At 65.9% G+C, this 16,143-nt stretch carries 12 protein-coding genes; 8 read left to right on the top strand and 4 right to left on the bottom strand.

Translation table 11 applies throughout. The features are described from left to right. The first annotated feature begins 32 nt into the window (after window positions 1-32). The 8 genes from coaD to LDO22_RS05580 all read left to right on the top strand — a co-directional run bounded on the left by coaD (window position 33) and on the right by LDO22_RS05580 (window position 6,220). Entirely contained in the window at window positions 33-533 is a 501-nt protein-coding gene (gene coaD / locus LDO22_RS05615; RefSeq protein WP_159631722.1) for a pantetheine-phosphate adenylyltransferase, read from the top strand. Window positions 534-655: 122 nt separating this feature from the next. Then, window positions 656-1,180, top strand: a complete 525-nt coding sequence (locus LDO22_RS05610) for a YceD family protein (RefSeq protein ID WP_159631723.1) — start codon at window positions 656-658, stop codon at window positions 1,178-1,180. Between the two features lie 36 nt (window positions 1,181-1,216). Beyond that, a complete protein-coding gene (gene rpmF / locus LDO22_RS05605) occupies window positions 1,217-1,420 on the top strand; it encodes a 50S ribosomal protein L32 (RefSeq protein ID WP_009356569.1) in 204 nt (67 codons plus the stop codon). A 21-nt stretch (window positions 1,421-1,441) separates the two neighbouring features. Continuing rightward, the gene (rnc, locus tag LDO22_RS05600; protein WP_224026410.1) at window positions 1,442-2,170 is read left to right on the top strand and encodes a ribonuclease III; all 729 of its coding nucleotides are present in this window, start codon (window positions 1,442-1,444) and stop codon (window positions 2,168-2,170) included. A 6-nt stretch (window positions 2,171-2,176) separates the two neighbouring features. Continuing rightward, a complete protein-coding gene (gene mutM / locus LDO22_RS05595; RefSeq protein WP_224026409.1) occupies window positions 2,177-3,142 on the top strand; it encodes a bifunctional DNA-formamidopyrimidine glycosylase/DNA-(apurinic or apyrimidinic site) lyase in 966 nt (321 codons plus the stop codon). Between the two features lie 116 nt (window positions 3,143-3,258). Further along, a complete protein-coding gene (locus tag LDO22_RS05590) occupies window positions 3,259-3,903 on the top strand; it encodes a hypothetical protein (RefSeq protein ID WP_224026408.1) in 645 nt (214 codons plus the stop codon). Window positions 3,904-3,905: 2 nt separating this feature from the next. Continuing rightward, window positions 3,906-5,180 (top strand): MFS transporter, encoded by a 1,275-nt coding sequence (locus LDO22_RS05585; RefSeq protein ID WP_224026407.1) that lies wholly within the window; start codon window positions 3,906-3,908, stop codon window positions 5,178-5,180. After that, window positions 5,177-6,220, top strand: a complete 1,044-nt coding sequence (locus tag LDO22_RS05580) for a hypothetical protein (protein ID WP_224026406.1) — start codon at window positions 5,177-5,179, stop codon at window positions 6,218-6,220. The genes LDO22_RS05585 and LDO22_RS05580 overlap by 4 nt, the downstream gene beginning before the upstream one ends. Window positions 6,221-6,234: 14 nt before the next feature. Here LDO22_RS05580 and LDO22_RS05575 read toward each other — a convergent pair whose 3' ends face one another. The 4 genes from LDO22_RS05575 to LDO22_RS05560 all read right to left on the bottom strand — a co-directional run bounded on the left by LDO22_RS05575 (window position 6,235) and on the right by LDO22_RS05560 (window position 16,072). Continuing rightward, window positions 6,235-10,992 (bottom strand): DUF4082 domain-containing protein, encoded by a 4,758-nt coding sequence (locus LDO22_RS05575; protein ID WP_224026405.1) that lies wholly within the window; start codon window positions 10,990-10,992, stop codon window positions 6,235-6,237. Between the two features lie 393 nt (window positions 10,993-11,385). Continuing rightward, on the bottom strand, window positions 11,386-12,357 hold the full coding sequence (locus LDO22_RS05570) for an NAD-dependent epimerase/dehydratase family protein (protein WP_224026404.1): 972 nt from the start codon (window positions 12,355-12,357) through the stop codon (window positions 11,386-11,388). Then, window positions 12,354-15,056: an alpha/beta fold hydrolase gene (locus LDO22_RS05565; RefSeq protein ID WP_224026403.1), complete on the bottom strand. Its 2,703-nt coding sequence runs from the start codon at window positions 15,054-15,056 to the stop codon at window positions 12,354-12,356. Before LDO22_RS05565 ends, LDO22_RS05570 begins: the two co-directional genes overlap by 4 nt. Beyond that, on the bottom strand, window positions 15,050-16,072 hold the full coding sequence (locus tag LDO22_RS05560) for a 3-oxoacyl-ACP synthase III (RefSeq protein WP_224026402.1): 1,023 nt from the start codon (window positions 16,070-16,072) through the stop codon (window positions 15,050-15,052). Before LDO22_RS05560 ends, LDO22_RS05565 begins: the two co-directional genes overlap by 7 nt. Window positions 16,073-16,143 lie beyond the last annotated feature (71 nt).

Here is a 16,143-nt window from a genome sequence, read left to right as displayed (position 1 = left end):
ATCCCGGCCTTTCCATGAGGTAGGTTCGGAGCATGAGACGCGCTGTGTGCCCCGGATCCTTCGACCCCATCCACAACGGCCATCTCGAAGTCATTGCACGGGCTGCCGGTCTTTTCGATGAGGTCATTGTGGCCATCTCCACCAACTATGCGAAAAAGTACATGTTCAGCCTGGAAGAGCGGCTGGAGATGGCGCGCGAGACCCTGGCGTCGCTTAAGGGAATCGTGGTGGAACCGGTGGGCGAGGGGCTCCTGGCGGAGTACTGCCGCCAGCGTGGTGTCTCCGCCATTGTCAAAGGACTGCGGTCGTCGTCGGACTTTGACTACGAGCTTCCCATGGCCACCATGAACCGGCAGCTGAGCGGGGTGGAGACGGTCTTCCTCCCGGCAGAGGCCAGCTACGTCCATCTGTCCTCCACCCTGATCAAGGAGGTGGCTGTCCTGGGCGGCAGCGTCTCGGACTATGTGCCCCGGTCGGTGCACCGGCGCATGGTTTCCGGCGAGCCTTCGCCGGATCAGCAGCCAAAGCGGTAGGCTGGATCGGTACTTCGGCGCTGCCCGCTGCCGGTTTGAGTCACCATGGCTCTTCAGGCTAAGATGGTACGTCGGTCATATGTTCAACAGGAGTTCTCATTAACAGAGATGCTGGTTCGCCCTTGGCGTTCGACGTCAAGGACCTCGGGCGCAGCCCGGGAAGCATGCGGACACTGAAGGAACATGTACCCGCACCGGGTGATCTTGGTGTGGCGCTCATTGGTGTTCAGGAAGGCTCGGATGTCGAGCTCGACCTGAGGCTGGAGGCCGTACACGAAGGAATTCTGGTATCAGGAACCGTTATCGCCGAAGTAACCGGCGAGTGCGGCCGATGCCTGGATCCCCTTGCGTATGACCTTGAGGTCAATGTGCAAGAACTTTTCTTCTACGAGGGCATTGAGCTCTCGGATGGAGAAGAAGATGAAGAGCAACGTCGAGTCGAGCACGATGTAATCGATCTTGAACCGGTGTTGCGGGACGCGGTTGTCACCAATCTGCCGTTCCAGCCGGTGTGCCGGGAAGACTGCCAGGGCCTTTGCTCCGAATGTGGAGTTCGCCTGGAAGACGAGCCGGGGCACCACCACGAGGTCCTGGATCCTCGCTGGGCTGCCCTAGCTGATATGGCTAAGCCTGACCGGCAAAATTGATTTGTACGTGTTTGTCTAGAGAGAAATGAGTTAGCCGTGGCTGTTCCCAAGCGGAAAATGTCTCGCTCGAATACCCGCGCCCGCCGCTCGCAGTGGAAGGCGACCGCCCCCCACCTGGTGAAGACCGTTGAGAACGGCCAGGTCACCTACAGCCTGCCGCACCAGGCAAAGGTCGTTACCGACTCTGCTGGCACCGCGCTGTTCCTTGAGTACAAGGGCCGCAAGGTCGCTGACGTCTAATCGGCCCCAACAGGCTGACTGATGTCTTCAACTGAAGAGCTTCTGAAGCGTCTCGGTGTCTCTATTGACGCCGGGACGCTTCGTCTTGCGCTTACCCACCGCTCGTACGCGTACGAGAACGGCGGTATCCCCACCAACGAGCGCCTCGAGTTCCTGGGCGACTCCATCCTGGGCTTTTCCGTCACTGATGCCCTGTACCGGGACAACCCGGACCTGCCCGAAGGCGAACTCGCCAAGCGCCGGTCCGCCGTCGTCAGCACCCGTGCCCTTGCGGGCATCGGACGCAGCCTGGGCATTGGTGAGTACATTTACCTGGGCCAGGGCGAGAAACTTACCCACGGCAAAAACAAGGCATCCATCCTCGCGGACACCATGGAGGCCCTGATCGGGGCAACCTACGTCTCCAACGACATCGAGACCGCGCGGCAGCTGGTCATGCGGCTGATCGGACCGCTACTGAAGGATGCCGCCGTCCTGGGCGCCGGCACCGACTGGAAGACCAGCATCCAGGAACTCGCGGCCAGCCGGCAGCTGGGCAGCATCCATTACGCAGTGGATGGTTCCGGCCCGGACCATGCCCGCACCTTCACCGCTGTGCTGAACATCGGTGGAACGGCCTACGGCAAGGGCTCCGGGCATTCCAAGAAGGAAGCGGAGCAGGAAGCCGCGGCCGACGCCTGGCGTGTACTTTCGGGCGCCGAGACACGGAGTGCAGCCGGCACGTCCGCGGGCTCCGTGACCGCCACGTAGTGTTCCATGCCTGAACTGCCCGAGGTCGAAGTGGTGCGCCGCGGCCTGGTGAGCTGGGTCCGAGGCCGGACCATCAGTGCTGTCGACGTCCTGGATCCGCGCTCCGTCCGGCGCCATGCCCTTGGGCCCGGGGACTTTGCCGGCAACCTCGAGGGTGCAACGGTGTCCGACGTCGTGCGCCGCGGCAAGTTCCTCTGGATGCCGCTGACGGACGGCCCCGCTGCACTGGAAAATCCTGGGACCGCACCGGTACCGGAAGTCGCGCTCATGGCACATCTGGGGATGAGCGGGCAACTCCTGATGCAGGATCCGGACGTCCCCGATGAAAAGCACCTCAAGGTCCGCCTCCGCCTGAGTCCACGGGAGGGCATGCCGGACCAGCTGCGGTTCGTGGACCAGCGGATCTTCGGCGGCCTGTTCGTTACCGCTTTAATTCCCACGGACGACGACGGCCCCGGCGGCCTGGCAGAGTCCCCCCTTCCGCTGATCGCCGCTGAAGCTGCCCACATCGCGCGCGACCCCTTGGACCCGTCCTTTTCCTTCGACCTCTTCTACCAACGCCTCCGCAAGCGCAAGACGGGCTTGAAGCGGGCTCTGTTGGACCAGGGGCTGGTGTCCGGCATTGGCAACATCTACGCCGACGAAGCCCTGTGGCGGGCCCGCCTGCATTTCGCCCGGCCCACCGACACCCTTCGCCGCAGCGAGGCGCGGCGCGTCCTGGACAGCGCCCGGGAGGTCATGCTCGATGCCCTCGCCGCAGGAGGAACCAGCTTCGACTCGCTGTACGTCAACGTCAACGGCGCCTCTGGCTACTTTGACCGGTCCCTCAACGCCTATGGCCGCCAGGGTGAGCCGTGCAAGCGGTGTGCCGCGGCGGGGATCAACGCGGTCATTCGGCGGGACCAGTTCATGAACCGCTCGTCCCACACCTGCCCGGTCTGCCAGCCACGGCCACGCAACGGCCGCTGGTAACTTGGCCTGACGAAACGGCGGGACTCTGCGGATTCTGCGGTTCCTGAATGTGGAATCCGCTGGAACACTGGGGTGATGAAGCCCGCGGTTCCATTCACCAGCACGAGGTGGCCCTCATGACGGTCCTGAAACGTTTGTGTCTTACAGGGGCGGGTGCAGCCGTCGCGCTTGCCGGCGTTGCCCTGGTGCTGAACCAGGCCACGGCTGAACCCCTGAAGACGTCGGCAGTAATGCTGGCGTCCACGGAAACCGGAAGAGTTGCCGCGCTCAGCCAGCCGCAGGCGTCCCTGCCTGCTGCATCCGGTTCCGGGCAGGGGCAACGGCCATTGGAAGTTCTGCCACCCGTCCAGGCCCCGCCGCGCGCCCTTCCGCTGCCCGCCGCTCCGGCCCCGCTGGTGCGGGCCCCGCTTCCGGCGGCGGCGTCGGCGAGGAATTCGGTAGTCCGTGGCTTTCCGTCCAACATTGTTTCCTTTCCGGACAAGACCGTGCCGGTCTTCACCGCCGTAAGTCCGGGGGAGGGGGCCATGGAGTTCACAGCGGAAGGCATCACTCCGTTGACTATCGACCAGGCCCTTGCGCACTTCCAACAGAGCCTGTTCAAGACTGGATTCCGAAGCGAAGCTGCCCAGGCCGGCCAGAGCGGGGCTGCCATAAATCTTGTCCGGGGCAAGGACCAGATAACTGTTTCCGCCACAAGCACGGGAACCGGCGCCACCCACTTCAGCCTGCTCGGAAGATTCCACACCAGTGCGGGTAAGTAAGCATGTATATTTCCGTCTCTGACCGTAACGGCGGCCAAGGCGGGACAGAACAGGCACGCGCTGCTGTTCCCTTCAGGTTCGCCTCGACCATCGTGTGGCTCGGTATCGTCAGCCTGTTTACCGATGTCTCCTCGGAGTCAGTGGCGGCGGTTCTTCCCCTGTACCTCACAGGCTACCTGGGCCTCTCGGTGATCGCCTTCGGTGTCCTGGACGGTATAAACCAGGGCGCGGGTTCGCTGGTCCGGATCGCGGCCGGATGGTATTCGGACCGCGCCGGCCGGCCGAAATATGTTGCACTGGCCGGTTACGGCCTGTCCGCCACGGCGAGGTTGGCATTGCTTTTTGCCGGGGGATTCTGGAGCCTCACCGGCACTATCACCGCGGACAGGATCGGCAAGGGAATCAGGACCGCGCCGCGGGACGCCCTGATCACAGTCAACGCGCAGCCTGAGCACCTTGCACGGCATTTTGGCGTCCACCGCATGCTCGACACCGTCGGTGCGGCGCTCGGTCCCCTGCTGGCCGCCGCCATCCTGCTTCTCATACCGTCCGGATATTCCACCGTCTTTGTGGTTTCCCTGGCCTTTGCCGTGATTGGTGTGGCGGCACTGGCGCTATTTGTCCCGGACCTGCCGGCCCTAAAACTGCGCACCGCGTCCGGAAGCAGAAAGGCGGGTCCTGCACCCATCATCCGGTGGAGGACGCTGCACCGCAGCGGACTCGGCCGCCTCCTGATCACCGCGGGACTTTTTGGCCTGCTAACGGTCGGTGACGGCTTCATCTACCTGGCACTCCAGGACCGCAATGCCTTCGAACTGCAATGGTTTCCCATGCTGTACGTGGGCACGAACGCCGTCTTCCTGGCGCTGGCCATCCCGCTCGGGAGGCTCGCCGACCGCTGGGGACGGACCAAGGTGTTCGTCGCCGGCCACCTTGCCCTGTTGGCCTGCTACCTGCTGGCTGCCCTCCCTTTCACGGGCGCAGGAGCAGTTGCAGGGTGCCTGGTCCTCCTCGGCATCTTTTACGCGGCGACTGACGGGGTCCTGACCGCATTGGCAAGCCAACTGGTTTCTCCGGAGCGTCTGGCCACAGGAATAGGTGCAGCCCAGACGGTTGTGGCGGTGAGCAGGATGGTTGCTTCGGCCGGATTCGGTGTCCTGTGGTTCGCGGTGGGGCCCACCGCAGCTCTGATCCTCGTGGGTTGCCTGCTGGCCCTCGCAGTGCTGGCCTCGCCGCTGCTCCTTGGCCGCGCCAAAGCAGCTAAGGTGCATGCATGATCCTTCGTGCCAGGCCCACCGGTGACAAAGGCCGGTGGGCCGTAATGCTGCTTGTCGCTGCCATGGCCCTTGCGGGAGCCGGTTTCTTCGCCTTCCAAGCCGTCCAGCGTTTCCAGGAAAGCCAGGCGGCGGCCTCCGAATCCGACGTCTCCGCGGGAGGGTCTCCGTTGCCCGCGGAACCGTTCGTCCTCTTCCGCAACACGGCCTCGGGCCAGGCCTACGGTCAGGCCGCCACGGTTTCCTTGTCCGATCCGGCCGGCGCCCGTGCGGTCAGCGGCGTGGACTGCGACCGGACCTATGGAACCAGGAGCGCGGTCATCTGCCTGCGCACCCAGCGGGGCCTCGTTACCCGTTTTGAGGCTTCCCTGTACGACAGGAATTGGCAGCAACAACGCAGTTGGGCGCTGCGCGGCATACCCAGCCGGGCCAGGATTGACAGCACGGGAAACTCGGTCGCCACCACAGTCTTCGTCACAGGCCATTCCTACGCCGGCGCAGGTTTTTCAACCGAAACTTCAATCACCCCGCTCGGGGCCGGCAGTGAATCGGGCAGCCTGGAGGAGTTTGCCCTGGTGGTGAACGGAGAAAAGGTCATGGCCAACGACCGCAACATCTGGGGGGTGACGTTCGTCCCCGGCCAACCGGATGCCTTTTATGCCACGGCTGCATCCAGCGGCCGGATCTGGTTGGTCAAGGGCAGCGTTTCGGAACGCACCCTCACTGCTGTCTACGACGGAGCGGAGTGCCCCTCCATCTCTCCGGACGGAACACGCGTGGCCTACAAGAAGAATGCCGCCGGCCCGCTCGATCCCCATTGGAGTATCGCTGTCCTTGACCTGGTCAGCGGCAGGGAGACCGTTCTTCGGGAGACAGCGAGTGTTGATGACCAGGTGGAGTGGCTCGACAACGCCACCCTGCTTTATGGACTTCCGCGGTCCGATGAGGCGGGCGACAGCGATATCTGGCAGATCGGCGTGGACCCGGCCGCCAATCCTGCGCTGTTTATCGAACATGCCTGGTCACCCTCCGTTGTCCGCTGATTCGCGGCGGACGTTCAGGCCGGATCCGGCGCGAAGACAACGTCGACAAAGTAGTTGGTGCCGGACGATGTCCGGTTGGGCACAGCCGTTCCCGTCCCATACCTGAAGAGACCGTTTTTTGCGGCTGGAGCCACGAGCACCCCGCTGGTCCAGTCTTTGGTAAAGAAGTTGCTGGTGTACGAGTACTTGCCCGCTGGGGCGTTGTAGGACACCACATACGTGGACCCCACCGTGAGCCTGACGGGCGTTGAGAGGACGGCTGTCTGCCATCCGCTCGCTGTCTCGTTCGCGTAGGTCACCCCCGCCACCTTGACGCCGGACGGATCCCACAGGGCGCCCGTATGGACTCCGGTATTGTTTGGCCCCTTGTAAAAGCGCAGGGCAGTAACCGTCCCGGGCGCCGTGGTCCGGAACGCAGTACCCAGATCGATGGCCCGGGTCTCCGTAGACGTCGCAACCTGCGGCTGAATGCTGGAGAAGAGCGTCTGGCTGGGTGGCGGGGGGCTCGCGGTGGTGAACTGCCAGGAGGTGGGCGCGAGGACGGCGCCGCTCGTGGAAACCACGTTACTGGCGCTTGCCGTGATGGCAGCGCCCGCCGGCAGGAGTTGCGCGGGGCTGAAAGTGATGGTCCGCCCGTCGGCCGACAGGGCGGAACTGCCCGTAATGCTGGTTCCTCCGGTGGAAAGCAGCAACGCCGAGCCCGGCTGTACCGCCGCTGACAACGTCAGTGCGGGTTTGGTGTCCACCGCCACCCCCGTTGCGTTAGCTGCGGGTGAGAGGGAGCTGACCGTCAGCGACGCTGTGGCTGTGCTTGTGAAGACCACGTCCACAAGGTAGCTGTTGCTGGACGAGTTGCCGGGGAAATCACTGCTGTACGAGTATCCGCCCGAGCCCTGCGTGGTGCGCAACGGGCCACTGGTGAAGCCGGTGGAGAACCCGCCCTGGGTGTAGGAGTAGGTGCCGGTGGGGGACTTGTAGGCGGCTATGTATTCAGTGTCGGCGGCTATGGCCACTGGTTGGCTGAAGGTTGCCGTTTGCCACCCGGCGGTGGATTCCCCGGAGAACGTGACGCTGGCCAGTTGCTGCCCTGCCGCGGTGAACAGCGTTCCCGTGTGCGTTCCGGTGTTTCCAGCGGCTTTGTAGAACCTGATTCCGGTGATGTTGCCACTGGCGGAGCTGGCGAACCGCACTCCCAGTGACAGCGGGACACCGTCTTTGACCTCGAGGGTGGTGGGCGTCACCGTGTCCTGGTAGAGCGTGCAGGGGCACGTGCCTTCGACCCGTGGCGGAGGAACCGTGGTGAAGGTCCAGCTGCCGCCGGCGCTGAGCTGCTGCCCTGTGCTGGACGTGGCAGTGACGGTTGCCGTGTAGGTTGAGGACGGGTTCAGGGGAACGGACGGTGTGAAGGTCACCTTTCCGGCCGTGGAGTCGAAAGCCGTGGCCCCTGGCACTCCCGCTCCATCAGGCCCGGTAAGGACCAGGGCAACCGTTGAGGCTGTGGCCGGCTTGGAGAACGTAGCCGATACCAGGGTGTTAAGGGGAACACTCGACGAGCCGGGAAGCGGCGTTTGGCCGGTCGCGGTGAACGGCGGATCCGGATACTGGACCACGACGTCCACCAGGTAACTCGTTGTCGAGCGGTTGGCCGGGAAATCGCTGGTGTAGGAGTAGGCTCCGGCGTCGGACACCGCCCGGAGGTTGCCCGACGAGAGGCCGGAACCAAAGCCGTTGACAGTGGCCGAATACGTGCCGGTGGTGCTCTTGTACGCCATGATGTATTCGGTGTTTGCGGTCATTGCCACTGGCTGGTTGAAGTAGGCCGTCTGCCATCCCGAGGTTGACTCATTCGCAAACGTGACAGTCGCCAGGGCGGTGCCCGACCCCGAGAAGAGCGTTCCGGTGTGGGTTCCGGTGTTGCCTGCCGACTTGTAGAACCGCACGCCGGTCACAGTGCCGTCAGCGGTGCTGGAGAAGCGTATGCCCAGGGTCAGCGGCGTCCCGTCCTTGACCTCCGGGATGCCGGGCTGGACCGAGTCGTCGTAGAAGCTGCATGGGCAGGTGCCGGGGGTCGGTGGAGAGACGACTGTGGTAAACGACCACGTCCCTCCCGCCGTCAGGGTGCCGCCCGTGGAAGCAGTCGCCGAGAGTACGGCGGTGTACGTCGTCGCCAGCGCCAACGGGGAGGACGGCGTAAAGGTCGTCTTGCGGCTCACGGAGTCGTACACCGTTGTTCCGGCCACCTGGGTACCGTTCGCGGCCGTGAGGTTGAGCTGTACGCTGGAGGCCGTCACGGGCTTGGAGAATACAGCGCCCACGGTGGTCGACTGGGGAACGCTTGAGGATCCCGGCAACGGCCACTGTCCCGAGGCCGTCAGGGGAGTGTTGTCCGTGGTGTCGAAGACTGCGTCCACGAAGTAGTTTCCGTTGCCGTACGAGGCGGACGGATACGTATCAGGGCTGCCGTAGACGCCTGCCGCCGGGCTTCCGAATCCTCCCGCCACCGTCATGGGCGGATCGCTGAAGCCGAAGTACGCCCACTGGTAGTCCTTGACCGCGTAATGTCCTTTCGGATCGGTGTAGGAGACGGTGTAGGTCGTCCCTGCGGTGACAGCCACAGGCTGGGTGAAGAGAACCTTTTGCCAGCCGGTTGCGGTCTCGGAAGCGAAAGTAGCGCTGGCAAGCCGCTGTCCGTCAGGGCTCCACAGCGAACCGACATGGGTTCCGGTGTTGGACGTGCTCTTGTAGAAGCGCACGCCGGTAATGAAACCGTCGGTGGTGGGGGTGAACTTCATGCCGAGTTCGTAGGCTCCGCCGTCCTGGCCGTCGTCCACCGCGGGGACTTGCTGCCCGAAGACGGTGTACGGGCCGCTAAGCGAAATACTCCGGGTAGCCGCGGTGCCGGCGTTCGCGCTGTCGTCGATTGCCCGGACCCGGATGCTGGCGGTGGACAGGCCCTTCTGGATGTAGGTGTACGTCCAGTTCTGCTTTCCCTGGGCAGGGTGCCAGGTGTTGCCGCCGTCCGTTGACACCTCGACGCCGGCCACGATGCCCCCGGTGTCGGTGGCGGTTCCGGATACCGTCACGGACGATCCGTGCGCGATGGTGGTGCCGTCTGCGGGGGAGGTGATGGACACCGTCGGTCCTGCTGTGTCGGTGCTGGCGCTCGCAGCCGTCAATGCCGCGTCAAGAGTGGCGGGTTGGGCTCCCATGTCCGCCAGAAGGTTGACCTGCGCCTGCTGCATCCGGGGATCAGGAGCCGCGCCGGGGCCGTCATGTTGCTGGTCGAGCCCCCAGGTCCACTGCACGCTGCCTGCAGAGAACACCAAGGCCCCGCTGGCGGCCTTGTACAGCGTGACGTTATGGGTTGTTGTGCCGGGCTTCACGGTATTGCCGAAGTCCTGCAGGTACTGGTCCACGGCCCCGGTAGTGGTGGAGAGCCTGACCAGTCCTGCAGGCCTGAAACCGTTGTCCAGATCTTCGTCCGATTCGTAGCCCACTGTGTGGGGCGCAAGCTGGGCGGAGCCTCCCACGGGGAGCGAGGCAAGGGACGTGTTGCGCCACAGACGGGACTTCCCCTCCGCTGCGCTCACCGTGACCGGCAGGTCCGTGAAGTTGGACATGTACATCGTGCCTGTCAGGCCGTTCTCCGGCCGTCCGCCGCCATTGGCGGGTGCGGCATAGCGGGGATCGCGCCACGTTCCCGTCCATTCAGTGCTCGGATCGATTTTGGCGTTCGACCAGGTTTCCTTATAGGAGACCAGGGTGCGGTACGCCGCCCCGTCCGTTTTCGACGGTTCATATCTGGTGCGCCAGTAGGCTTCATTGCCGGACAGGAACTGCAAATTCACTCCGGCATCGCGCGCTTTCTCGACATTGGCGCGCTGGGCGCCGGACCAGTACTCGTCGTGGCCCACGGACAGGAACACTTTGTGGTTGAGCAGCAGCGAACCGTTCCGGTCAGTGTCCACGCCGCTGATGTAGGAGACGTCATAGCCGTTCTTTTCGAGGAACCTGACCAGGGGGTACTCATTGCTGAAGTAGAAGTCACGTCCATCGGGACCGCTGCGGGTGGCGACGGGCCGGTTGTAGCTGATCTTGTAGGCGCGCCCGTTGCTGCCGCCTTCATAGAAATCGGAACCGCCGTAGGTGTTGTAGGCCTGCCAGGTCGGGTCGGAGGTCTGGAAGACCACAGGGGCCTGGCTGCTGTCGTTGCGGACGATGAAGGTGATGTGGCTCCGGCCGCCGGTGTCGGGACGGTTGAGGACTGCAAGGTAGATGCCGGAGACGGCTGTGGACGGGACCTGCCACGTGGCGGAGACGGCCCACGTGCCGCAGTCGTAAAGTCCGGTGGCCACGTCCGAAGTACATTGCGGCTGGGCCTGCCGGAGCGCGGAGGGAACCACATCGGCGACCTTCCGGGCACCAAGTCCCTGGTACCACCCGGTCCGGTAGATCGCGATGGTGTAGTTGCTGGCGGTTGTATCGATTTTGAACTGCAGCGGTTGGCCTGCGTTGACGCTGATGTCCGTCGAAAAGCCCTGCAGGGTGCTGTCACCGGCTCCGTCGATGTCCCATTCCGAGGACGGGCTGCCCGGTTTCGAATTCTCGCACGCAATGGGATTGAGCAGCGGCGCGCAAGGGTCCGCGGCGTAGGCGGACTGGAGGACTCCCAGGGGTGCAAATGCGGGAAGCAATGCTGCAAGAAGAGCGAGTACCAACGTGGCAGCTGTCCTTTTCAGGACCAGCCGGTGATGCGCCTTCGATGCTGGCATTGTGAACTCCTGGGTTGAAGCGAAAGTATCGGCGGGACATTGGCGTCCCTGCCGAAAGCCGCTCCCCCCGGGGCAGCCAAACCAAGATATTCAGTTGTCCCTGCGTCAGGACCCAATAACCGGAGCTGTCTGCACTGGCAGTTGGAAAGCGTTGGCGGGAACCGGTCCGAAAGACCTTTTGAGACCACCAACGCCAGCCAGCAGGCAGCCCTGTAAGCGAGAGTCTAGGGGCGGCCGGGACGCGCCTGCAGGAAATGGAAAACCATTTCGGGCAGGTGTGTGGAAATCCACACAGGCCCCTGGGGCCCGTCGTCACCGGGATATGGGCCCTGCGCCCATGAGCTGTCCCGGCAACGTCACGGGAGCCTGGCGCCCCAGCGCCGGTGAAGCGGCTCAGCGGGAGCGGTAGTAGTCCGCCAGCCGCTCAAGGCCTTCATCGATGGAGACGGCGGGAGTCCAGGCAAGGAGTTTTTGGGTCTCACGCTGATCGAACCAGTGTGCCGTGGACAGCTGTTCAGCAAGAAACCTGGTCATGGGCGGTTCGTCCTCTTTGCCGAGCCTGGGCCACGCTTTTTCCACCACTGATCCCGCAATTCGGGCAAGCTTTCCCGGTACGGACCACGACGGCGCGGGAACGCCCCCGGCGGCGCAGATGCCGGCAATCAGTTCGCCTACCGGCCGCGGTTCGCCATTGGTGACAACCAGCGCCCTCCCGTGGATTTCACTGATACGGTCCAGGGCCGCAACGATCGCCGCCGCCGCATTGTCCACGTACGTGGTGTCGATAAGCGCGGCGCCCGCGTCCAGCAGCGGCAGGCGGTTCCGGGCCGCCCGCGCCAGCACGCGTTCCACCAGCTGGGTGTCACCGGGTCCCCAGACCACGTGCGGCCGCACGGCGGCGACGCGGAAGCCCGGGGCGTCCGCGTCGAGGGCCAAAAGCTCCGCCTGCGCTTTGGTGCGGGCGTAGTCGCCGTGGGCGCGTGCCGGATCGGCCGGTTCTGCGCCGAGTCCGGCGATGGCGGCGCCTGAATTGGCCACCGACGGTGAGGAGACAAATACAAAGTCGCTGACTCCGGCTTCGCGCGCCGCCAGGACCAGGCGCCGCGTTCCCTCCACGTTCACCCGGTCAAACTCGTCGGCCCGGCCGGTGAAGGATACTTTGGCCGCGAGGTGGATGACTGCCTCGGTGTCCCTCACGGCAGTCCTGACGGCGGCGTCGTCGGTGAGCGAACCGCAATGGTCCGCCGCGCCGTCGATCTCTGAGGGACGCCGCTGGAAGGTGGTGACGGCGTGGCCCCTGCGCACCAGCAGCCCTGCCACTTCTCGTCCCAGCAGGCCGCTTGCCCCGGTGACCAGGATTTTCACGGCGCCACCCGACGGCCGCCGGCCAGCACTGACGAGGCCCATTGGGCCAGCCGCGACCTGTCGATCTTTGCGTTGTGGCGGATGTCGGTGGGCTGCGCGGGGACAACCAGGACTGCCGCCACGGACACGCCTGCACCCTGGGCGGCGCTCCGTACCTTCCTGGCCAGGTCCGTGCCCGCAGGGCCGGCCTTACGGGCCGGCGGTACGGTTTCGACGACGGCGGCGACGGCCTGGGTGCCCGCGGGCCCCACGCCCACGACGGCTGCCATCCGGACACCGTCCAGCCGTTCGATGGCCTGTTCGGCGCCGACCGGGGTGACCACTCCAGGGGGCGCCGTGATGATGTGCGCCAGGCGCCCTTCCACCCACAGGCGGCCATCGGCGTCGAAATGGCCCACATCTCCGGTGCGGTGCCAGCCGGCCGGCCCGGCGCTCGCCTGCCCGGTCAGCCAAAGCCTGTCGTAGCCGTCCTTGACGTGCGGCGCGCTGACCAGGATTTCCCCCGTTACCCCCGGTTCCGTCACCGGCTCAGCCCCCGGGGCGGTACCGTCAGCCGCCAACGGGATCACGGCTATGCGGGCGCCCTGGACGGGATGCCCTACGCAGACGCCGTTGCCGGCCCCTGGCGTTCTTCCGGCTTCGGCGTCGGCCGCCGCGGCCTGGACCTGTTCGAGGCTGATATCGGTGACAGGCAGGGCCTCGGTCATGCCGTAGGGGGTATGCAACGAGGCGGCGGGCAGCAGCTGCTGCACCTCCGCAAGGAGAGGTTCCGGAACCGGTGCGCCGGCAGAGAGCAGCAGCTGGACGCGGCCGAGTGCAGCGGTGCCCTCCGGGCTGAGGCCGTCCCGGGTGGCGACGACGTTGCGCAGGGCGGCAGGGGACGCGAAGACCACCGTGGCGTCGATGGCCGCTGCAGCATCGGCCAGGGCGCGCGCGGTCAAGGTCCGGGGCGCTGTGACATCCATGGCCGGCGTTACGGATACGGTTCCCAGCGCCGGCCCCAGCAAGGCGAACGGCGCAAAGCCTGCCACCAGCTTCTGGCCCGGCTTGATGCCGAAGGTTCCCGCCACGGTGTCCCGCATGGCCGCAAGCTGCCGGTGGGTGTACAACACGCCCTTGGCGGGACCGGTGGAGCCGGACGTGAAAAGGACGGCGGCCGGGGAGTCTGCGTCCGGGCTGGAGGCGGGAGCGGTGCCGGCAGCGGCACGCCCCGCGCCTGCCCTGGCCAGGGCGGCGAGTGAGGTCTCCACCCCGAGGAGCCGGCGCCGACCTGCCGGCAGGTCCTGCACACTGATGCGCCTGGACGCCCAGCCCAGTGCCCGGGCAGCGGCAAGGGCTTTGTCAATCCCGATCAGGACATCGGGCGTCGCTCCCTTGACCGCCCGGCTCAGTCCCTTGGTGCCCAGGCCGGCGTCGGCAACCACCACCACGGCTCCCAGCCGCAGGCAGGCATACAGGGCCACGGTCAGGTCCACCCCGGGCGGGACCATCAGGCTCACCCGGCTGCCCGGTCCTACTCCGGCCCCCTGCAGGCCTGCGGAGAGGTGCCCGACGCTTTCTTCCAGCTGCCGCCAGGTGAGCGAACGGGCCACCGTGCCATCCGGTGCCATTTCGACGACGGCCCTTCCGCCCGCGGACGGGCCGCCGGCCAGCTCCCCAAGAAGCGTCCACAAGGGCGTGAAGCCACGGCCGTCAGCCGGGGCGGCGGGTCCAGTGACCGCGTCGCCTTCAGCAGCTGGGCCACGGTCAGCAACACTGACCCCGCCGTGCGTGAGGCGGCCGGCAAGCCAGTCGAAGACCGCCGGCGCGATGTTCCGGTCCTCTGCCACCAGGTGCCCCGCACCCTCGTAGCGGTGCACGTCCGCGTGGGGGAGGCGGGTGAGCAGGTCCTTCAGGTAGCGGTCGGAGAAGATGGGGTCCCGTGGGCCCCACAGCATCAGGACCGGCACCTCAAGGCCGCGCACGCCGTCCGCCACGCCGTTGAGGGCAGCAAAGCTGGGGTGTGAGGCGTCAACGGGAATGTCCGCCACGAAGTTGCCCACCCCCGCACGGCGTGGGGCGCTGCGGTACGGGGCCATGAAGGCGTTCCGCACGTCCGCGGGCAGCGGCGGGTGTGCCAGCGAATGCGTCACCCGCAGGAAAGCATCGGTAGTGGTGGTGCCCCAGCGGTGCACGGCAGGGTGGAGGGCAAGGCGCAGCGCCGGCGGGATGGGGGAGCCGGCGGGCTGGTGGACGGCGGTGTTGGTCAGGACCACGCCGGCCAGTTGGTCGGTGTGGGCCAGCGCCCAGCCGAGGCTGATGACCCCGCCCCAGTCGTGGCCCACCGAGACCACGGGCCCTGCCAGGTCCAGGGCGGCGGTCACGTCGCCAAGGTCGTTGATCCTGTCCGCCAGCCGCCGGAAGGTCCCGGTCCGCTCCGAGAAACCCATGTCCAGCTGGTCCACGGCCACCACGCGCCACGGGTGCGCGGGATCCGATCCGGCGGCCAGCAGGCTCCGCCACAGGTAGGACCACGTGGGATTGCCGTGAACGCACAACAGGGTTCCCTGGGGAGCCAGGCCGCGGCGTGCCAGTTCCCCGCCATTGTCCAGCAGGTGCCAGCGGCGCACCGTGCCGGGGGAGTCAGCCCCCGATGTGGAGGGGACATCGATGTGGCGCGACCACTCGGGGTTGACGCCCGGCCAGTCCGCGATCACCAAACGATTTCCAGCATTGCGGTGTTCAGGCCGGATCCGACGCCCATGCACAACACCCTGTCACCGCTGCCCAACGACTGCGCCTCGGCTGCGAGCGTCATGGGGAGCGATGCCGGACCCACATTGCCCCAGTGCGGGAACGTGATGGGCACCTTGTCCGGGTCCAGGTCGATCGCATCGATGATGGCCTGGGTGTAGGCGTTGCTGACCTGGTGCGTGACGTAGCGGTCCATCGCGGCCCAGTCCCATTCGGGCTGGGCTTCCTGCCATGCATCGACCACGAGCTGGAGGCCGCCGTCGAGCAGCCCCTTCGTGTCGGTGTTCATGCCGTCGATGCCGCCCACGCACAACTCGTGGTGTTCGGTGCCGGCGCGCATTACGCCGCCCACCACCCGGTGTGCTCCCGGGTGCTCGTCGGCGGGCCCCAGGACGGCCGCGGCCGCCCCGGATCCCAGGGTCAGGGTGGCGAACTCCCGGTTGAAGTCATCGCGCGTTGTCTCGGGCCGCTGCAGCCGGGCCAGGGTGGCCTCCTGCGTCAGCTGGGCGTCCTCGCCGTTGACAATGACGGCGTAGCGTATCTGGCCCGAGTCGATCATGTTGGCTGCCAGGGTCAGGGCATTCACGAAGCCCAGGCAGGCGTTGGCAAGGTCGAAGTTCATGGCTGACGACGGCAGGCTCAGGCTGTGGTGGATCTTCACCGCCACTGATGGTTCAAGGTTGCGCCGGGTCACCGAGGTGTTGATCAGCAGTCCGACGTCGGAGGCTTCGATGCCGGCCTCGGCGAGGGCCTTGGCGCCGGCTTCCACCGCGGCGTCGTCGAACGATGTACCGGCAGCCCACCACCGGCGGTGCGTGATGCCCGCCACGCGCTCGAGCAGCCGCGGCGGAAACTTGAGCCGCTGCAGGGTCGATGCCAGCCGCCGGTCAAAGTCCGTGGAGCTCACAATCCTTGGAGCCTCGACGCTGCTCACCGAGAGCAGCGCGGTGTTGCTGTGGCGGAAGGTTGCATTACCTGCCAATTCAAGCCCCTCTTCGTTTTCGTCCCGCGTTCCTGCGGTGACCGTACCCACATCTGCGCAGGCTCAAGAGC

The sequence above is a fragment of the Arthrobacter sp. NicSoilC5 genome (assembly GCF_019977395.1).
Classification (GTDB): Bacteria; Actinomycetota; Actinomycetes; order Actinomycetales; family Micrococcaceae; genus Arthrobacter.
Note: the sequence above shows the minus strand (reverse complement) of the source record. Positions and strands in the feature narration are given on the sequence as shown.

Excerpts from the sequence above, each read along its gene's own strand:
- rnc (WP_224026410.1), top strand. The coding sequence starts at position 1,442 with ATGTCTTCAACTGAAGAGCTTCTGAAGCGTCTCGGTGTCTCTATTGAC.
- coaD (WP_159631722.1), top strand. The coding sequence starts at position 33 with ATGAGACGCGCTGTGTGCCCCGGATCCTTCGACCCCATCCACAACGGC.
- mutM (WP_224026409.1), top strand. The coding sequence starts at position 2,177 with ATGCCTGAACTGCCCGAGGTCGAAGTGGTGCGCCGCGGCCTGGTGAGC.
- LDO22_RS05590 (WP_224026408.1), top strand. The coding sequence starts at position 3,259 with ATGACGGTCCTGAAACGTTTGTGTCTTACAGGGGCGGGTGCAGCCGTC.
- LDO22_RS05580 (WP_224026406.1), top strand. The coding sequence starts at position 5,177 with ATGATCCTTCGTGCCAGGCCCACCGGTGACAAAGGCCGGTGGGCCGTA.
- LDO22_RS05585 (WP_224026407.1), top strand. The coding sequence starts at position 3,906 with ATGTATATTTCCGTCTCTGACCGTAACGGCGGCCAAGGCGGGACAGAA.
- LDO22_RS05575 (WP_224026405.1), bottom strand. The coding sequence starts at position 10,992 with ATGCCAGCATCGAAGGCGCATCACCGGCTGGTCCTGAAAAGGACAGCT.